An 18,468-nucleotide genomic window follows, 5' to 3' on the forward strand; every position below is an offset into this window, starting at 1 on the left:
ACTTGAGGCCCCGGCGGGAACTTCTCTTCGCCGGGGCCTCAACTGCGTGTATGACCAGGGTCAGTTGTAATCCATCCCGAACCTGGCTGGGGCGGGGCGTCCGCGGATGAGGTCATCGCTGTCTGCTCCCGCTACTGGCGGGCGTCGTTGCCGGAGTGGATTGGGCTCACAGACGCATGAGGGGAGGCCCCGATCGAATCATTCGATCGGGGCCTGCTTTTGCGGCCGGCGAGGGGGTCAGGACTTGACGCGGACGTCCTTGCGGAGGTCGGCAGTGACCTTCGCGGAGTCCTCGAGACCGACGCCCTTACCGCCTGCCGCCGGGACGCCCATGCCGATCGTGCTGTGGTCCGCCCACAGGCACATGTACTGCGTGTCGAGCTTGCCTGTCGCGATGTTCTTGGCCTGCGCCTGCTGGCACTTCATCACTGCGCCGTCGAGGCCGTCCGGCTCGACCGTCTTCGCGTCGCCGATGAAGGTCATGGTCGGCTTCGACTTCTTCGCCTGCTCCTTCTTCATGCCGGCGAAGGTGGAGTCGATCGCCGCCTCGGGGTCCTTCACCGTGCCGTAGATGCCCATGAAGGACACCGCCTTCGACGTGGCGACATCCGCCGCCGACGGCTGCGCGGCAGGGTCGCTGACGTCGAGCGTCGAGTAGACGGCGCTGACGGCCTTCGCGTTCGTGACCCCGCTCTGCGCGAGGACCTTGGCGTCGCCCGAGGTGGCGTCCTGGGCGCCCTTGTCCTCGGTTATGCGCTTGTAGTCGCCCATCACCGTCGCCGGAGTCGTCAGCTTGTGGGGGCCGTCGTCCGCGACGGAGGAGCCGCCACCGCCGAACACGAAGTACGCGGCCACGCCGAGCGCCGCGACCACGGCCACCGCGCCGATGACCAGGCCCGTCTTCTTCTTGCCGCCCTGGGGCGGGCCGGGGGGCGGGGGGACCTGGCCGTAGGGGGCCTGGGGCTGCTGCCCGTAAGGGCCAGGCTGCTGGGGCTGGCTGTAGCCGCCCGGCTGGCCGTACTGGGGCTGCTGCGGCGGCACGCCCTGCGGGGCCTGCTGTGGGTACCCGTAGCCGGGCTGGGGCGCGGCCGGGGGCTGCTGGCCGTAGGGGCCCGGCTGCTGCTGGCCGTAGGGTCCGGGCTGCTGAGGCTGCTGCCCGCCGTACGGGCCCGGCTGGTTGTAGCTCATTTCTGGGGTTCCCTCCCGATGCTTATGCGTTCCGAACATCCTGGCGGAAGGCGGCCGTGTGTGGGGAACCCGAGGGCGGATCGGTGCCATGTTGTTGAAAGGTTGTTCCAGACAGCGGGGCCGGCACCGCCGTCGCGCGGGAATCCGGTTTCGGGGCACCCCTCACGCGCCTCTAAACTGGCCCCGTGACCGAGAACACTCAGCAGCAGAATCCAGCGCCCACCACCGAACTGCCGACCCAGTACGCGCCGGCCGAGGTAGAGGGGGCGCTGTACGAGCGCTGGGTGGACCGGGGTTACTTCACCGCTGACGCGAACAGCGAGAAGGAGCCGTACACGATCGTCATCCCCCCGCCGAACGTCACGGGCGCGCTCCACCTGGGCCACGCCTTCCAGGTCACGCTCATGGACGCCCTCACGCGCCGCAAGCGCATGCAGGGCTACGAGACGCTGTGGCTGCCCGGCATGGACCACGCGGGCATCGCGACCCAGAACAAGGTCGAGCAGCAGCTCGCCGAGGAGGGCAAGTCCCGCCAGGACCTGGGCCGTGAGGCGTTCACCGACCGCGTGTGGCAGTGGAAGGACGAGTACGGCGGCCGGATCCTCGGCCAGCTGCGCCGTCTCGGCGCGGGCCTCGACTGGTCGCGTGAGCGCTTCACGATGGACGAGGGCCTGTCGAAGGCCGTCCAGACCATCTTCAAGAACCTGTACGACGACGGGCTCATCTACCGCGCCGAGCGCATCATCAACTGGTGCCCGCGCTGCCTGACCGCGATCTCGGACATCGAGGTCGACTACCAGGACGACGACGGCGAGCTCGTCTCGCTCAAGTACGGCGAGGGCGACGAGACCGTGGTCGTCGCCACGACCCGCGTCGAGACCATGCTCGGTGACACCGCCGTCGCCGTGCACCCCGACGACGAGCGGTACGCGCACCTGATCGGCAAGCGCATCAAGCTGCCGCTCACCGACCGGACCATCCCGGTCGTCGCCGACACGCACGTCGACCCCGAGTTCGGCACCGGCGCCGTCAAGGTGACGCCCGCCCACGACCCGAACGACTTCGCGATCGGCCAGCGGCACGGCCTGGAGTCCATGACGATCATGGACGAGCGCGGTGTCATCACCGTGCACGGCCCCTTCCAGGGCCTCGACCGCTTCGAGGCGCGCTCAGCGATCGTCGCCGCACTGCGCGAGCAGGGCCGCGTCGTCGCCGAGAAGCGCCCGTACGTCCACTCCGTGGGCCACTGCTCGCGCTGCAAGACCACCGTCGAGCCGCGCCTGTCGCTCCAGTGGTGGGTCAAGGTCGACACCCTCGCCCAGGCCGCCGGTGACGCGGTCCGCGACGGGCGCGTCGCGCTCCACCCGAAGGACATGGAGAAGCGGTACTTCGACTGGGTCGACAACCTCAACGACTGGTGCATCTCACGCCAGTTGTGGTGGGGTCACCGGATCCCCGTCTGGTACGGGCCGAACGGCGAAGTCGTGTGCGTCGGCCCCGACGACGCGGTCCCCGGCACGGAGGCCGAGGGCTGGACCCAGGACGAGGACGTCCTCGACACCTGGTTCTCGTCCGGCCTGTGGCCGTTCTCCACGCTCGGCTGGCCGGAGAAGACCCCGGACCTCGAGAAGTTCTACTCGACCGACGTCCTGCTGACCGGCCACGACATCATCTTCTTCTGGGTCGTCCGGATGATGATGTTCGGCCTGTACGCGATGGAGGACCAGGTCCCGTTCAAGACCGTCGCCCTCACCGGTCTGGTCCGCGACGAGTTCGGCAAGAAGATGTCGAAGTCGAACCCGAACGCCGTGGACCCGATCGAGTGGATGGACGCGTACGGCTCCGACGCCGTTCGCTTCACCCTGGCCACCGGCGCCAACCCGGGTGCCGACGTGCCGATCGGCGAGGACTGGGTCAAGGCCTCCCGTAACTTCGCCAACAAGATCTGGAACGCGACGCGCTTCGCGCTGATGAACGGCGCGACGGTCGAGGGACCGCTGCCCGCGCCCGAGGCGATGACGGCGACGGACCGCTGGATCCTGTCCCGTCTGAACAAGACCGTCGCCGAAGTCGACGCCTTCTACGACGACTTCCAGTTCGCCAAGCTCTCCGACGCCCTCTACCACTTCGCGTGGGACGAGGTCTTCGACTGGTACGTCGAGCTGTCGAAGACGACGTTCTTCGAGGGCGGCGAGCAGGCGAAGGTCTCCGGCCGCGTCCTCGGTGAAGTCCTCGACGTGACGCTGCGTCTGCTGCACCCGATCGTCCCGTTCGTCACCGAGACGCTCTGGACGACGCTGACCGGTGGCGAGACGCTCGTGATCGCCGACTGGCCGAAGGACAGCGGCTTCCGTGACGCCGCCGCCGAGAGCGAGATCGAGACGCTCCAGCAGGTCATCACCGAGGTCCGGCGCTTCCGTGCCGACCAGGGCCTGCAGCCCGGTCAGCGCGTGCCGGCCCGGCTCGACCTCGACGGGACCGCGCTCGCCCCGCACGAGGCCGCCATCCGGCAGCTTCTGCGGCTGCAGCCCGAAGGCGACGCGTTCTCGGCCACCGCGACGCTGCCGGTCGCCGGTGCGCAGGTCGCGCTCGACCTGTCCGGCACGATCGATGTGGCGGCCGAGCGCAAGCGGCTCGCCAAGGATCTGGCCGCAGCCGAGAAGGAGAAGGCGCAGGCCACGGGCAAGCTCGGCAACGAGGGCTTCCTCGCGAAGGCGCCGGACGCCGTCGTCGACAAGATCCGTGGCCGGCTCGCCAAGGCGGACGAGGACATCGCTCGCATTCAGCAGCAGCTGGAGCGGCTGCCTCAGGGCTGAGTTCTTGGTGAAGGCCCTGAAGGCCCTGAAGGCCCCCCGGAATCCTGTGGGTTCCGGGGGGCCTTCGCGGTTCGTGGTCTTCTCGGGGGGCTCTTACGCACGCAGCCCCAGGCGTTGCAGCTCCGCGTCCGCCAACGCGTCCAGCACCACCGGGTCCGCCTCTCGCCAGCCCTTCGCGAGGGAACCCGGGCCAGGCATGGGGAGTACGTCCAGGTCAAGATCCAGGTCAAGGTCCGGGTCCGGGTCCTGGTCCGCGTCCTGGTCATGATCCGGGGTTCCGTCGGGTTGGGTGGGGAGCAGTTCCGCCGTCGCCGCCAGTTCGTCCAAGGGGCGCAACAGCGCCCTCAGCGCCAGTAGTTCGCGGCCGTCCTCCGTCGCCGCCAGGTCCTGCGCTGCCGCCGCCTGTCGCGTCCACCGGATGCGGCGGGGCAGCCAGACCGTGAGCATCAGGCCCACCGGGATCACGAAGAGCGCCACCGCGCCCAGGACCGCCAGGGCCTGTGCGGCCGCGGGGCCCTGCGGGGCCGGCGCCGCGTTCACGATCCTGTTGCCCGCGTGGGCCACGCCCCGCAGCGCTCCGTCCACCGAACTGCCCAGGAGCGGGATACGGGGACGGTGCGCGGCCGGCTGGGAGGCCGGCTGCACCAGCTGGTGCGCGGCCAGCGCCGCCGCTGCCCACAGCGCCGTCCACAGCAGGGCGGCGCCGTCGCCCAGGAGTTGGCGTGCGCGGCGGCCGGGGTTGTGTGCGTACCACATGGTCCGATTGGACCTTCTCCGTACGGGGGTGGGGGCGCACCGCGCCGGGAGGTCTGCCCGCGTCCCCGGTTCGGGTCAGCCTTTCCGGTTCCCACCCGCCTTTCCGTTCAGGCCACTTACGCCGCCTTCAGCAGGCGTTGGAGCGAGTCGAAGTCCTCCACGCACTTGCCGCAGCCCAGCGCCACGCTGTCCAGGGGGGCCTCTGCCGCGAAGACCGGGATGCCGGTCGCCTCCGTCATGCGTACGTCCAGGCCCGGAAGCAGCGCGCCGCCGCCCGTCAGCACGATGCCGTGCTCCATGACATCGCCGGAGAGCTCCGGCGGGCACTCCTCGAGGGTTGCCCTGAGCGCCGAAATGATCGCTTCGACGGGGGAGTTGAGGGCTTCTCGGATCTCGCGCGTGGTGAGGGTGGCGGTGTGGGGGAGGCCTGCGATTCTTTGGCGGCCTCGTACCGTGAAGGTGCCTGTCTCGGAGAGTTCCTCGGCCGGGGCCGCGGAGCCGATGGCCAGTTTGACGGCCTCCGCGGTGCGTTCGCCGATCAGCAGGCCGTGTTCCTTGCGCACGTGGTCCGTGATCACCTCGTCCATGCGGTCGCCCCCGACGCGCAGGGACTGCGCGGTGACGATGCCGCCCAGCGAGATCACCGCCACCTCCGTGGTGCCGCCGCCGATGTCCACCACCATCGAGCCGCGCGCCTCGGCCACCGGGAGGCCCGCGCCGATCGCCGCGGCCATGGGCTCTTCGATGACGTGGACGGCCCGGGCTCCGGCTCGTTGCGCCGCGTGAACGATCGCCCGGCGCTCCACCGGTGTGACTCCGCCGGGCACGCAGATGACCATGCGGGTCCTGGGGCGGCGGCCCGGGACCGCCTTGCGCACGAAGTGGCGGAGCATCTCCTCCGCCGCCTCGTAGTCGCTGATCACGCCGTCGCGCAGCGGGCGGATCGCAGTGATGGAGCCGGGGGTCCGGCCGATCGTCTCCTTGGCTTCCGTGCCCACGGCGACGGTCGTCCTGTTCTGTTTCACCGCCACCACTGATGGCTCATTGAGCACGATCCCCTTGCCGCGTACGTAGAGAAGAGTGTTGGCGGTGCCGAGATCGATCCCTATGTCCATGATCGCCAAGTTTGCAGGGTGATGCTGCGGTCCGGATGGACCAAGGTCCCGAAACGGACGGGCCGAAAGTCCCTGACCTGGCGAGTGGGGTGCGGGCCGGGCCACGCCGGTGGTTCTCCGTAGACTGGCCGGTGTGAGTGAGCTCCCCCCGCGCGACAGCGGCGAATCCGACGGCTTCGACGACATCGTGGACGCCGAGACCGAGCGTGACCCCGATCTGGCACTGATCGAGGCCGGCAGCCGTACCCTCCGCACGCAGGGGGGTGCTCCGCAGGGGGACGGCGTGCCCGCCCGGCCGCAGGACCCTGAGGTCGCCGAGGCCCTGCGAGAGGTCGAGACCGAGCTCGCGGGGCGGTGGGGCGAGACCAAGCTGGAGCCGTCCGTCTCGCGTATCGCGGCTCTGATGGACGTGCTCGGCGAGCCGCAGCGCGCCTATCCCTCGATCCACATCACGGGGACGAACGGCAAGACGTCCACGGCCCGCATGATCGAGGCCCTTCTCGGCGCATTCGAGTTGCGTACCGGGCGTTATACGTCGCCGCACGTTCAGTCGATCACCGAGCGCATCAGTCTCGACGGCGCGCCCATCGACTACGAGCGGTTCATCGAGACCTATCGGGACATCGCGCCGTATGTGGAGATGGTCGACCAGAAAGAGGAATTCCGGCTTTCCTTTTTCGAGGTGCTCACGGGGATGGCGTACGCAGCCTTCGCCGACGCACCGGTCGATGCCGCTGTCGTCGAGGTCGGAATGGGCGGCAGCTGGGATGCCACCAATGTGATCGACGCTTCGGTGGCCGTGGTGACGCCCATCGATCTCGATCACACGGACCGGCTGGGCGCCACTCCTGGTGAGATCGCGCAGGAGAAGGCCGGGATCATCAAGCAGGGTGCCACGGTGATCATGGCGCAGCAGCCGGTCGACGCCGCTCAGGTGCTCCTGAAGAAGGCCGTCGAAGCGGACGCGACGGTGGCCCGCGAAGGGCTCGAGTTCGGCGTCGTCTCCCGGCAGGTCGCCGTGGGCGGTCAGCTGCTGACCCTGCGCGGGCTCGGCGGGGAGTACGACGGGATCTTCCTTCCGCTGCACGGTGCCCACCAGGCGCACAACGCGGCTGTCGCACTGGCCGCCGTGGAAGCCTTCTTCGGGATCGGCGCCGAGCAGTCCCGGCTGCTCGACATCGACACCGTCCGCAAGGCCTTCGCCGGTGCCACGTCCCCCGGCCGGCTGGAGGTCGTGCGGCGTTCGCCCACCGTGGTGCTCGACGCCGCGCACAACCCCGCCGGCGCCCGCGTCACCGCCGAAGCCATCAGCGAGGTCTTCGACTTCAGCCGGCTGGTGGGCGTCGTGGGGGCGAGTGGCGACAAGAACGTGCGCGGGGTGCTCGAGGCCTTCGAGCCGATCTTCGCCGAGGTCGTCGTCACCCAGAACTCCAGCCACCGCGCCATGGACGCCGACGAGCTGGCCGCCATCGCGGTCGAGGTCTTCGGTGACGAGCGCGTACAGGTCGAGCCCCGCCTCGACGACGCTCTCGAGGCCGCCATCACGCTGGCCGAGGAAGAGGGCGAGTTCTCCGGCGGCGGTGTGCTCGTCACCGGGTCCGTGATCACGGTCGGCGAGGCCCGGCTGTTGTTGGGGAAGGGCTGATCCGCTGTGCGCATGCTGTGTTCGTCGACCCTGATCGGCGAGTTCTTCATCATCGGCTTCGCCGGGCTCGTCGCCATGAAGGACCCCGATCTGTCGGACGGGGTCGTGTGGGGCGTGTGCGGTGTCGCCATGCTGCTGTCCGTGCTGCTGTGCGGGATGCTCGGGCGGCGCGGCGGCATCGAGGCGGGGTGGGTGCTTCAGGCGGCGCTCGTCGCCAGCGGGTTCGTCGTGCCGATGATGTTCATCCTGGGACTCTGCTTCGCCGGGCTCTGGTGGGCCTCCGTCCACTTCGGGCGCAAGATCGACGAGGCCAAGGCCCGGTGGGCCGCCCAGGCCGAGGCCGGAGGTAACACCGCGTAGCCGTGCCCGGTATCGTGCGGGCATCCCACGAAGATTTTGGAGCCGCACCATGACTCAGCGCACCCTTGTCCTTCTCAAGCCCGACGCCGTCCGCCGCGGGCTCGTCGGCGAGATCATCGGCCGGATCGAGCGCAAGGCCGGCTGGACGATCAGCGCGCTGGAGCTGCGGAACCTGGACCAGGACACGCTGGAGCAGCACTACGGCGAGCACAAGGGCAAGCCCTTCTACGAGCCGCTGGTCGCCTTCATGGCGTCCGGGCCCGTCGTGGCTCTCGTCGTCGAGGGGGAGCGGGTCATCGAGGGTGTGCGTCAGCTGGCCGGCCCGACCGACCCGATCGCCGCCGCTCCCGGATCCATCCGCGGCGACTTCGGCACCATCGTGCGCGAGAACCTGATCCACGCCTCGGACTCGGAGGAATCGGCCGAGCGGGAGCTGAAGATCTTCTTCCCTGGACAGGTGTAGTCCGGTCCGTGAGACCGGAAAGTTCTTTTTCTGACACTGCGTCAGTCACGGAGCGCTGCCGGGCAGGGGCGGCCGGAGAAATTCGGCCGCCTTTTGGCATATGCGCCCCCATTGGGGGAACGCGACACTCCGTCGGCACGTCCCCAATAGCGGGGCGGGGATTCATCTGCTGACAATGGCGAAGACCCTCGCGCCGTGTTCGTGCAGGCGAGACTACGATGTAAGCCTCCACGCCACTCGCACCCACCTCGCCTACCTAACAAGCCATCAAACGCTCCACTTGGGAAGGCCAGACGAATCCTGATGGGGAACTCAATGTCGTTCATCGGCCGTGACATGGCTGTCGACCTCGGGACCGCCAACACGCTGGTGTACGTCAGGGGTCGCGGGATCGTACTCAACGAGCCGTCCGTCGTCGCGATCAACACCAACACCGGCGGCATCCTCGCCGTCGGTGCCGAAGCCAAGAAGATGATCGGCCGCACTCCGGGCAACATCGTCGCCGTGCGACCGCTGAAGGACGGCGTGATCGCCGACTTCGAGATCACCGAGCGCATGCTCCGCTACTTCATCCTGAAGATCCACAAGCGGCGCTACCTCGCTCGTCCCCGTGTCGTGGTGTGTGTGCCCTCCGGTATCACCGGAGTCGAGCGCCGCGCGGTCATCGAGGCCTCCTCGCAGGCCGGTGCCCGCCAGGTGCACATCATCGAGGAGCCCATGGCCGCGGCCATCGGATCCGGCCTCCCGGTCCACGAGGCCACGGGGAACATGGTGGTCGACATCGGCGGCGGCACCACCGAGGTCGCGGTGATCTCGCTCGGCGGAATCGTCACAGCACAGTCCATCCGGGTCGCCGGGGACGAGCTGGACAACGCGATCATCCAGCACATCAAGAAGGAGTACTCGCTCCTCCTCGGTGAGCGGACTGCCGAGCAGATCAAGATCACGATTGGCTCCGCGTACGACCTCGACTCCGACGAACACACCGAAATCCGTGGGCGCGACCTCGTGTCCGGACTTCCGAAGACCGTCGTCATCTCGGCCGCCGAGGTGCGCAAGGCGATCGAGGAACCGGTCAACGCGATCGTCGACGCCGTCAAGACGACGCTGGACAAGTGCCCGCCCGAGCTGTCGGGCGACGTCATGGACCGGGGCATCGTCCTCACCGGTGGCGGCGCCCTGCTGCGGGGTCTCGACGAGCGGCTGCGCCGTGAGACGGGCATGCCGATCCACATCGCCGAGGACCCCCTCGACAGCGTGGCCCTCGGCTCCGGCAAGTGCGTCGAGGAGTTCGAGGCGCTCCAGCAGGTGCTGGACGCATCGCCGCGCAGATGACCTGACGCGAAACGTCCGCCGTACGAGTGCCTGCCACTTCGTACGGCGGATCGTTGATATATAGGCAAGGCGTAAGAATTCCCCATAACCTGCAGAACCTCTGGGTATCCGCAGAATCCGATTGAGGAAGGCACGGCCGCCGCACGTGAGGGACACACGAGAGAGCCGGCTGCTCCTGGTGCTGCTGATCGCCATCGCGTTCGCACTGATCACGGTGGACATCCGCGGTGGGGAGGGCTCGCCGGTCGACGGTGCCCGCCGGGCCGCCGCCACGGTCTTCGGCCCCGTGGAGAACGGCGTCTCCAGCGCAGTCGACCCGATCGGCAACGCCATAGCTGCCGTCAAGGACTCCGGTGAGCGGCACAGCCGCGTCAGCGAACTGGAGCGCGAGAACGCCGCTTTGAAGGCGAAGCTCGGCAGCGACGACCGCAACCGCAGCAAGATCCGCCAGCTCGACTCCATGCTGAAGACAGCCGGCGCAGGCCAGTACGGCATCAAGGGGGCCCAGGTCATCGCCATAGGAGCAGCCCAGGGGTTCTCCTGGACCGTCACCATCGACGCCGGTGCCGGCGACGGTCTCAAGCGCGACATGACCGTTCTGAACGGGGACGGACTCGTGGGGCGCGTCACCACCGTCGGACCGAACACCGCGACCGTCCTGCTCGCCAACGACCCCGACTTCACCGTCGGCACCCGCATGGAGCGGACCGACGAGCTCGGCTTCGCCTCCGGACAGGGCGACCAGCCGCTGCGCGTACAGCTCCTCAACGGCAAGGCCAAGGTGAAGAAGGGCGACCGTCTGGTGACCTTCGGGTCCCAGGCCGACAAGCCGTTCGTGCCCGGGGTGCCCGTCGGGCAGGTGGTGCGCGTCGATCCGTCCGGCGGTGACCTGACCCGGACGATCTATGTGAAGCCGTACGTCGGATTCACCAAGCTCGACGTCGTCGGCGTGGTCGTACAGGCCCCGCGCACCGATCCGCGCGACGAGGTGCTGCCGACCAAGCCGGCCAAGCCCAAGCCGACGCCCACCGTGACCGTCACGGCCACGCCGTCCGGGCCCCCGGCCGACGCCAACGGCAGCTACGAGCAGTAGGAGCTGGATCCCATGCGCTTCAACCGGTTGCTGCTCTCCGCCACCCTCGTGGTCGTCGCCCTGGTCGTCCAGGTGTGCGTACTCGCCCGTCTCCAACTGCCCGGCGCCGTGCCGGACCTCGTGCTCCTGACCGTCGTCGGCCTCGCCCTCGTGTACGGCCATGTCGGCGGCGCGTTCATCGGGTTCGGCGCGGGTCTGCTCGCCGACCTCGCGCCGCCCGCCGACCACGCCGCCGGGCGCTACGCCCTCGTGCTGTGCGTCGTCGGCTACCTCGTCGGCCTCGCCAAGCCGGACAACGGCCAGCTCAGGTCCGCCTTCGGCCCGATGGTCGTGGTCGTCGCGGCGGCCATCGGCTCGACCCTGCTCTACGCGGGCGTCGGCGCGCTCGTCGGCGACACCGCCGCCCGCCATGTGGGCATCGGCAGCCTGCTGTTCACGGCCGCGCTCTACGACCTCCTCCTCGCGCCGTTCACGGTCCCGTTCATCATCGCCCTGGCCAGACGCGCCGACCCTGATCCACTCGCCGAGTCCTCTCCCGGCTCCGGCAAGGCCACCGACGTCACCGCCGGCTGGCTCTCCTCCGGCACCGGCCTGCGCATCGGCAACCAGCGCAGCGGACTCCGCCTGAAGGCCGCCAGGTCGCGCTCCGCGCGGGCCGGCCGCATCAAGGGGGTCAAGCGCCTGTGACCGCCGCGCACACCACCGCGTACACGCACTGAGGGGGAGGCCGCATGACCAACATTCCCGAGACCGGGCGGACCCCACGCGTCCAGATCCGGCTCGTCATCATCCAGATCCTGGTCCTGTCCCTCCTGCTCACCCTCGGCGGCCGCCTCTGGTATCTCCAGATCCGCAACGGTGCCGAGTACGCCAAGGAGGCCTCCGGCAACCACGTCCAGCAGGTCGTCAGCCCCGCCGTGCGCGGCTCGATCCTGGACGCCCGCGGTGTGCCGATCGCCGACAACGAGACCCGCCTCGTCGTCTCCGCGTCCCGCACGGACCTGATGAAGATGTCCGACGACGGCAAGGCCGTACTGGCCAGACTCGCCGACGTCCTCGGGATGAAGCCCGCGGACGTCACGGAGAAGGTCCGGCTCTGCGACGCCAAGACGCCGCAGCCCTGCTGGAACGGCTCGCCCTACCAGCCCATCCCGATCACGGACGAGGCCACGCCCAAGCAGGCCCTCCAGATCCGCGAGCGCTCCGAGGACTTCCCCGGCATCACCGCCGAGCCCGAGGCCGTACGCCGCTACGCGGGACCGGGCGGCTCCAACACCGCGCAGGTCCTCGGGTACCTCTCGCCCGTCACCGACGCCGAGATCGAGAAGGCCAAGGACACCGCGTCGCCGTATCTGCGCTCCGACCAGGTCGGCCGCTCCGGCCTCGAGCGCACCTACGACAAGGAGCTGCGCGGCAAGGCCGGCGTCACCCGTTACGAGGTCGACAACCTCGGCCGCGTCATCGGACGCGCGAAGAGCGACAAGGCCGAGACCGGGGCGAGCGTCGTCACCTCGATCGACTCGCGCGTGCAGGGCGTCGCCGAGTACGAGCTGAACGAGGCGATGAAGGCGGCCCGCCAGCAGTTCGACAAGATCACCGGCGAGAACTACAAGGCCGACTCCGGCGCGGTCATCGTCATGGAGGCCAAGACCGGCCGGATCGTCTCCATGGCGTCCGCACCGTCGTACGACCCGAACGCCTGGGTCGGCGGCATCTCCGCCAAGGACTACAAGAAGCTCACCGGCAAGGGCTCCGACTACCCGCTGCTCAACAGGGCCATTCAGGGTCAGTCCGCGCCCGGTTCGACGTTCAAGGTGATCTCCACGGCCGCCGCGGCCGAAGCCGGCTACAAGTGGAACGGCGGCTACCCCTGCACCAGCTCCTACTCGGTGGGCGGCCAGGTCTTCAAGAACTTCGAGGGGGAGAACTTCGGCCCCATCTCTCTCGGCCGCGCGCTGGAAGTCTCCTGCGACACCGTCTTCTACGGCCTCGCCGACCGGGAGTGGAAGAAGGACGGCGGCATCAACCCGAAGGGGACCCCGAAGGACTACTTCTACAAGGCCGCCCACCAGTTCGGCCTCGGCAAGACCACCGGCATCGACCTTCCCAACGAGGTCACGGGCCGCGTCCCCGACCGCCAGTGGAAGAAGGACTTCTGGAAGGCCAACAAGGACAGCTGGTGCAAGACCGGTAAGAAGGGCGGCAGCTACGTCGAGAAGATCGCCTACGAGAACTGCCTCGAGGGCAACAAGATGCGCGAGGGCGACTCGATCAACTACTCCATCGGCCAGGGTGACACCCTCCTCACGCCGATTCAGGAGGCCATGATCTACGGGGCCCTCGCCAACGGCGGCACCGAGTACGTCCCGACCATCGGCAAGGCGATCATCAGCGCCGACGGCAAGAAGGTCAGGGAGATCAAGCCCCAGGTCAAGGCCAAGCTCCCGATCACCAAGGCGACCCTCAAGGGCATGAACGACGCCCTCGCCGGCGTCGTCACCCGCGGCACCGCCGCCTGGAAGTTCGGCGGCTGGCCCCAGGACAAGATCCCGCTGCACGCCAAGACCGGCACCGCCGAGGTCTACGGCAAGCAGACCACGTCATGGCTGGCCACGTACTCCAAGGACTACTCGGTCATCATGACGATCTCCCAGGCCGGTACGGGCTCGGGAGCCTCCGGTGAGGCCGTCCGCAAGATCTACAACGCGCTGTACGGCGTCACCGACGACGGCAAGATCGACAAGAAGAAGGCCCTGCTGCCCGAGCCGGAGAAGAACCTGCCGAAGATCCAGCGCGACGGCTCGATCGACGCGCCGACCATCAAGCCCTACAGGCCCGCCAAGCCGAGCCCGTCCCCCACGGAGCAACTGGCGGCGGTCCTCGGCACCCCGGTGACCGGAAGGCGGCACTGACACCATGGCCGGTACCAACGGTTTCTCCGTCTCCGGGTACGGACCCGAGCGCTCCACGCTGTCCCGGCTCATGGCCAGGGACTCGGTGCTGCGCCGCCTCGACTGGCCGATCCTCCTGTCGTCGCTCGCCCTGTCCCTCATCGGCTCGGCGCTCGTCTACTCGGCGACCCGCAACCGCACCGTGATCAACCAGGGCGACCCGTACTTCTTCCTCTTCCGGCACCTCATGAACACCGGCATCGGCATTGCCCTGATGATCGGCACGATCTGGCTCGGCCACCGCACCCTGCGCACGGCCGTGCCGATCCTCTACGGCGCCTCGGTCTTCCTGATGCTGCTGGTGCTGACCCCGCTCGGCGACACGATCAACGGACAGCGGAACTGGCTGTCCGCGGGCGGAGTGTCGCTCCAGCCCGCCGAGTTCGCCAAGATCACGATCATCCTGGGCATGGCGATGCTGCTGGCCTCACGGGTCGACGCGGGCGACAAGCAGTACCCCGACCACCGCACGGTGGTGCAGGCGCTGGGCCTCGCTGCCGTCCCGATGCTCGTCGTGCTGCTCATGCCCGACCTCGGCACGATCATGGTCGCGGCCATCATCGTGCTCGGTGTGCTGCTCGCCTCCGGCGCCCCCAACCGCTGGGTGTTCGGCCTGCTCGGCGCGGGTGTGCTCGGCGCGATCTCCGTCTGGCGGCTGCACGTCCTCGACGAGTACCAGATCGCCCGTTTCGCGGCCTTCGCCAACCCGGCGCTCGACCCGGCCGGCGTCGGCTACAACACCAACCAGGCCCGCATCGCGATCGGCTCGGGCGGCCTGACCGGCACCGGCCTCTTCCACGGCTCCCAGACCACCGGCCAGTTCGTCCCCGAGCAGCAGACCGACTTCGTCTTCACCGTCGCCGGCGAGGAACTCGGCTTCGCCGGAGCCGGCCTGATCCTGTTCCTGCTCGCCGTCGTCCTGTGGCGCGCCTGCCGCATCGCCCGCGAGACGACCGAGCTCTACGGCACGATCGTCGCCGCCGGGATCATCGCCTGGTTCGCCTTCCAGGCCTTCGAGAACATCGGCATGACGCTCGGCATCATGCCGGTGGCGGGCCTGCCCCTGCCGTTCGTGTCGTACGGAGGATCGTCCATGTTCGCCGTCTGGGTGGCGATCGGGCTGCTCCAGTCGATCCGTGTGCAGAGGCCCATGTCGGCGTAGGGAAGGGCCCGGTTTGCCGGTGGTCCGCCACGGGGGCTGCCCAGAATCCGGATTCGCGACTAAATTCGGTTCATGGCGGAGACGAAGCGGGAGATCGAGCGGAAGTACGAGGCGCCCGTGGTCGGCGAAGGCTTCGGGCTGCCGGATCTGAGCCGCGTCGCCGGGGTCTTCGCCGTCATCGACAAAGGCGTCGTCGACCTCGACGCCGTCTACTACGACACGGCCGACCAGCGCCTCGCGGCCGCCGCGATCACACTGCGGCGCCGCACCGGCGGCGTCGACGCGGGCTGGCACCTCAAGCTCCCCGTCTCCCTCGCCGAGGGCGTACGGGACGAGATCCGGGCCCCGCTCTCCGACGACGTGCCCCCCGACCTCACCGGCCTCGTGCGCTCCCGGGTGCGCGAGGCCGATCTCGTCCCCCTGATGCGGCTGCGCTCCTCGCGTGACGTCCGCGATCTCACCGGCGCCGACGGCGCGCTCCTCGCCGAGGTCAGCATCGACGGCGTACGCGCCGAGCGACTCACCGGAGGGGCCGGCACCACCGCCTGGACCGAGATCGAGGTCGAGCTGGCGGACGGCGGCGACCCGGCGTTCCTCGGCAAGGTCGAGAAGAAGCTCCGCAAGGCGGGCGTGAGCCGCTCGGCCTCCGCGTCGAAGCTCGCGCGGGCGCTCACGGAGACCGGCATCGGCCCGCGCCCGCCCCGGCCCGCAGCCGACCCCGAGACCCCCGCCGACCACGTCCTCGCCTACCTCAGGGCCCAGCGCGACGCGATCGTCGACCTCGACCCCGCCGTCCGGCGCGACCTGCCCGACTCGGTGCACCAGATGCGCGTCGCCACCCGCCGGCTGCGCAGCGCCCTGCGCTCGTACCGCAAGGTCCTCGACCGGGCCGTGACGGACCCGATCGGCGACGAGCTGAAGTGGATCGCCGCGGAGCTCGGGGCCGACCGCGACCAGGAGGTCCTGGCCGAGCGGCTGACCGCGGCCCTCGACGAGCTGCCCCGCGAGCTGTCGACGGGCCCCGTCCGCGCCCGGCTGCGGACCTGGTCGCGGGCCCGGCGCTCCGGATCGCGCGGCCATCTGATCGCCGTACTCGACGGCAAGCGCTACCTCGCGCTCCTCGCCGCCCTCGACGCACTCGTCGACGAGCCTCCGCTGCGCGCCAAGCAGTCGAAGAACGCCCTGGCCAAGGCCGTGCTGCGGGACTACAAGCGGCTCGCGGGGCGTGTCGACGAGGCGCTCGCCGAGGATCCCGGCCCGGCGCGCGACCACGCCCTGCACGACGCCCGCAAGGCCGCCAAGCGCGCCCGGTACGCGGCCGAGCTCGCCGCGCCCGCGCTCGGCGACCGGGCGAAGGACGTCGGCAAGCACGCGAAGGCGATCCAGTCCCTGCTCGGCGAGCACCAGGACAGCGTGATGGCGCGCGAGGCGCTGCGCGACCTGGCGGCGCAGGCCCATGCGGCGGGGGAGAGCGCCTTCACGTACGGGCTGCTGTACGGGCGGGAGGAGGCCCGCGCCGAGGGGGCCGAGGCGGAGCTGCCGCCGCTGTGGGCGAAGGCGGTCTCCTGGCCGCGTTAGGCTTGACAGTCCCCCCTGTCAGCTCACGAAGGTCCCGGGTATGCCTGCCGAAGCCGCAGAGTCGGTTTTTCCACAGCTCGAAGCTTTGCTCCCGCATGTGCAGAAGCCGATCCAGTACGTGGGCGGTGAGCTCAATTCCACCGTCAAGCCGTGGGAGAGTTCCGACGTCCGCTGGGCGCTGATGTACCCGGACGCCTACGAGGTCGGGCTCCCGAACCAGGGCGTCATGATCCTCTACGAGGTGCTGAACGAGCGCGAGGGCGTCCTCGCCGAGCGCACGTACAGCGTGTGGCCGGACATGGAAGCGCTGATGCGCGAGCACAAGGTGCCGCAGTTCACCGTGGACTCGCACCGGCCGCTCAAGGCGTTCGACGTGTTCGGGCTCTCCTTCTCCACCGAGCTCGGCTACACGAACATGCTCACGGCCCTGGACCTCGCCGGCATCCCGCTGGCGGCCAAGGACCGCACGATCGACGACCCGATCGTCCTCGCGGGCGGCCACGCGGCCTTCAACCCCGAGCCGATCGCCGAGTTCATCGACTGCGCCGTCATCGGCGACGGTGAGCAGGCCGTCCTCGACATGACGGAGATCATCCGCGCCTGGAAGGCCGAGGGGTGCCCCGGCGGCCGCGAGGAGGTGCTGTTCCGCCTCGCGAAGACGGGCGGCGTCTACGTCCCCGGGTTCTACGACGTCGAGTACCTGCCGGACGGCCGCATCGGCCGCGTCGTGCCGAACAGGTCCGGCGTGCCGTGGCGCGTCAGCAAGCACACCGTCATGGACCTCGACGAGTGGCCCTACCCCAAGCAGCCCCTCGTCCCCCTCGCCGAGACCGTCCACGAGCGGATGTCCGTCGAGATCTTCCGCGGCTGCACCCGCGGCTGCCGTTTCTGCCAGGCCGGCATGATCACGCGCCCCGTGCGGGAGCGAAGCATCACCGGCATCGGCGACATGGTCGAGAAGGGTCTCAAGGCGACGGGCTTCGAGGAGGTCGGCCTCCTCTCGCTCTCCTCCGCGGACCACTCCGAGATCGGTGACATCGCGAAGGGCCTCGCCGACCGGTACACCGACGACAAGATCGGCCTCTCCCTCCCCTCCACCCGCGTCGACGCGTTCAACGTCGACCTGGCGAACGAGCTCACGCGCAACGGCCGCCGCTCCGGCCTGACCTTCGCCCCCGAGGGCGGCTCCGAGCGCATGCGCAAGGTCATCAACAAGATGGTGAGCGAAGAAGACCTGATCCGGACCGTCGCCACCGCCTACGGCAACGGCTGGCGCCAGGTGAAGCTGTACTTCATGTGCGGCCTGCCCACCGAGACCGACGAGGACGTCCTCCAGATCGCCGACATGGCGATGAACGTGATCCAGAAGGGCCGCGAGGTCTCCGGCCAGAACGACATCCGCTGCACGGTCTCCATCGGCGGTTTCGTGCCCAAGCCGCACACGCCGTTCCAGTGGGCCCCGCAGCTGTCGTCCGCCGAGACGGACGCCCGCCTTGCGAAGCTCCGCGACAAGATCCGCGGCGACAAGAAGTACGGCCGCTCCATCGGCTTCCGCTACCACGACGGCAAGCCCGGCATCGTCGAGGGCCTGCTCTCCCGCGGTGACCGCCGCCTCGGCTCCGTCATCCGCGCGGTCTACGAGGACGGCGGCCGCTTCGACGGCTGGCGCGAGCACTTCAGCTACGACCGCTGGATGGCCTGCGCCGAGAAGACGCTCCCCGAGTTCGGCGTGGACGTCGACTGGTACACGACGCGTGAGCGCACGTACGAGGAGGTCCTGCCCTGGGACCACCTGGACTCGGGCCTCGACAAGGACTGGCTCTGGGAGGACTGGCAGGACTCGCTCGACGAGACCGAGGTCGAGGACTGCCGCTGGACGCCGTGCTTCGACTGTGGCGTGTGCCCGCAGATGGACACGCACATCCAGGTCGGCCCGACGGGCCAGAAGCTGCTGCCGCTGACGGTCGTCAAGTAGCTTACGAACAGCGGGAGTTGAGGGGCCGGGA

Annotated in this window: 14 protein-coding genes; 11 read left to right on the forward strand and 3 right to left on the reverse strand. The window is 69.3% G+C overall.

What is annotated here, in order from left to right:
- Positions 1-237: 237 nt before the first annotated feature.
- On the reverse strand, positions 238-1,188 hold the full coding sequence (locus tag ACIPWY_RS12250) for a hypothetical protein (protein ID WP_401533004.1): 951 nt from the start codon (positions 1,186-1,188) through the stop codon (positions 238-240).
- 185 nt (positions 1,189-1,373) lie between these two features.
- Between ACIPWY_RS12250 and ACIPWY_RS12255 the strand changes: the two genes are divergently transcribed.
- Positions 1,374-4,004, forward strand: a complete 2,631-nt coding sequence (locus tag ACIPWY_RS12255) for a valine--tRNA ligase (protein WP_383884868.1) — start codon at positions 1,374-1,376, stop codon at positions 4,002-4,004.
- Between the two features lie 93 nt (positions 4,005-4,097).
- Here the strand turns inward: ACIPWY_RS12255 and ACIPWY_RS12260 are convergent, their stop codons facing one another.
- Entirely contained in the window at positions 4,098-4,760 is a 663-nt protein-coding gene (locus tag ACIPWY_RS12260; RefSeq protein ID WP_401533006.1) for a hypothetical protein, read from the reverse strand.
- 116 nt (positions 4,761-4,876) lie between these two features.
- The gene (locus ACIPWY_RS12265) at positions 4,877-5,875 is read right to left on the reverse strand and encodes a rod shape-determining protein (RefSeq protein ID WP_389542856.1); all 999 of its coding nucleotides are present in this window, start codon (positions 5,873-5,875) and stop codon (positions 4,877-4,879) included.
- 133 nt (positions 5,876-6,008) lie between these two features.
- Here ACIPWY_RS12265 and ACIPWY_RS12270 point away from each other — a divergent pair, with 133 nt between their 5' ends.
- From ACIPWY_RS12270 to ACIPWY_RS12315, 10 genes are all read left to right on the forward strand, one after another.
- Complete coding sequence (locus tag ACIPWY_RS12270; protein WP_393701950.1) at positions 6,009-7,520, forward strand: bifunctional folylpolyglutamate synthase/dihydrofolate synthase; 1,512 nt, start codon at positions 6,009-6,011, stop codon at positions 7,518-7,520.
- A 6-nt stretch (positions 7,521-7,526) separates the two neighbouring features.
- A complete protein-coding gene (locus ACIPWY_RS12275) occupies positions 7,527-7,880 on the forward strand; it encodes a DUF4233 domain-containing protein (protein ID WP_362902513.1) in 354 nt (117 codons plus the stop codon).
- Between the two features lie 49 nt (positions 7,881-7,929).
- The gene (gene ndk, locus ACIPWY_RS12280; RefSeq protein ID WP_362902515.1) at positions 7,930-8,343 is read left to right on the forward strand and encodes a nucleoside-diphosphate kinase; all 414 of its coding nucleotides are present in this window, start codon (positions 7,930-7,932) and stop codon (positions 8,341-8,343) included.
- Between the two features lie 315 nt (positions 8,344-8,658).
- Positions 8,659-9,678: a rod shape-determining protein gene (locus ACIPWY_RS12285; RefSeq protein ID WP_018531437.1), complete on the forward strand. Its 1,020-nt coding sequence runs from the start codon at positions 8,659-8,661 to the stop codon at positions 9,676-9,678.
- Positions 9,679-9,823: 145 nt separating this feature from the next.
- Positions 9,824-10,771, forward strand: a complete 948-nt coding sequence (mreC, locus tag ACIPWY_RS12290) for a rod shape-determining protein MreC (RefSeq protein WP_362902517.1) — start codon at positions 9,824-9,826, stop codon at positions 10,769-10,771.
- A 12-nt stretch (positions 10,772-10,783) separates the two neighbouring features.
- Positions 10,784-11,458, forward strand: a complete 675-nt coding sequence (gene mreD / locus ACIPWY_RS12295) for a rod shape-determining protein MreD (protein ID WP_362902519.1) — start codon at positions 10,784-10,786, stop codon at positions 11,456-11,458.
- A 44-nt stretch (positions 11,459-11,502) separates the two neighbouring features.
- Positions 11,503-13,683 carry a penicillin-binding protein 2 gene (mrdA, locus tag ACIPWY_RS12300; protein WP_362902521.1) on the forward strand — a complete coding sequence of 727 codons (2,181 nt, stop codon included), beginning with the start codon at positions 11,503-11,505 and terminating at the stop codon, positions 13,681-13,683.
- A gap of 4 nt (positions 13,684-13,687) precedes the next feature.
- Positions 13,688-14,884 carry a rod shape-determining protein RodA gene (rodA, locus tag ACIPWY_RS12305; protein WP_362902523.1) on the forward strand — a complete coding sequence of 399 codons (1,197 nt, stop codon included), beginning with the start codon at positions 13,688-13,690 and terminating at the stop codon, positions 14,882-14,884.
- 72 nt (positions 14,885-14,956) lie between these two features.
- The gene (locus tag ACIPWY_RS12310) at positions 14,957-16,462 is read left to right on the forward strand and encodes a CHAD domain-containing protein (protein ID WP_401533011.1); all 1,506 of its coding nucleotides are present in this window, start codon (positions 14,957-14,959) and stop codon (positions 16,460-16,462) included.
- A 40-nt stretch (positions 16,463-16,502) separates the two neighbouring features.
- Positions 16,503-18,437, forward strand: a complete 1,935-nt coding sequence (locus ACIPWY_RS12315) for a TIGR03960 family B12-binding radical SAM protein (protein WP_401533013.1) — start codon at positions 16,503-16,505, stop codon at positions 18,435-18,437.
- Positions 18,438-18,468: the final 31 nt, after the last annotated feature.

Source organism: Streptomyces sp. NPDC090032, assembly GCF_044748025.1.
Taxonomy (GTDB): Bacteria; Actinomycetota; Actinomycetes; order Streptomycetales; family Streptomycetaceae; genus Streptomyces.

Bases quoted from the DNA above. Each gene is read 5' to 3' on its own strand.
- ACIPWY_RS12250 (WP_401533004.1), bottom strand. From the start codon at position 1,188: ATGAGCTACAACCAGCCGGGCCCGTACGGCGGGCAGCAGCCTCAGCAG.
- ACIPWY_RS12260 (WP_401533006.1), bottom strand. From the start codon at position 4,760: ATGTGGTACGCACACAACCCCGGCCGCCGCGCACGCCAACTCCTGGGC.
- ACIPWY_RS12265 (WP_389542856.1), bottom strand. From the start codon at position 5,875: ATGGACATAGGGATCGATCTCGGCACCGCCAACACTCTTCTCTACGTA.
- ndk (WP_362902515.1), top strand. From the start codon at position 7,930: ATGACTCAGCGCACCCTTGTCCTTCTCAAGCCCGACGCCGTCCGCCGC.
- ACIPWY_RS12285 (WP_018531437.1), top strand. From the start codon at position 8,659: ATGTCGTTCATCGGCCGTGACATGGCTGTCGACCTCGGGACCGCCAAC.
- mreD (WP_362902519.1), top strand. From the start codon at position 10,784: ATGCGCTTCAACCGGTTGCTGCTCTCCGCCACCCTCGTGGTCGTCGCC.
- mrdA (WP_362902521.1), top strand. From the start codon at position 11,503: ATGACCAACATTCCCGAGACCGGGCGGACCCCACGCGTCCAGATCCGG.
- rodA (WP_362902523.1), top strand. From the start codon at position 13,688: ATGGCCGGTACCAACGGTTTCTCCGTCTCCGGGTACGGACCCGAGCGC.
- ACIPWY_RS12310 (WP_401533011.1), top strand. From the start codon at position 14,957: ATGGCGGAGACGAAGCGGGAGATCGAGCGGAAGTACGAGGCGCCCGTG.
- ACIPWY_RS12315 (WP_401533013.1), top strand. From the start codon at position 16,503: ATGCCTGCCGAAGCCGCAGAGTCGGTTTTTCCACAGCTCGAAGCTTTG.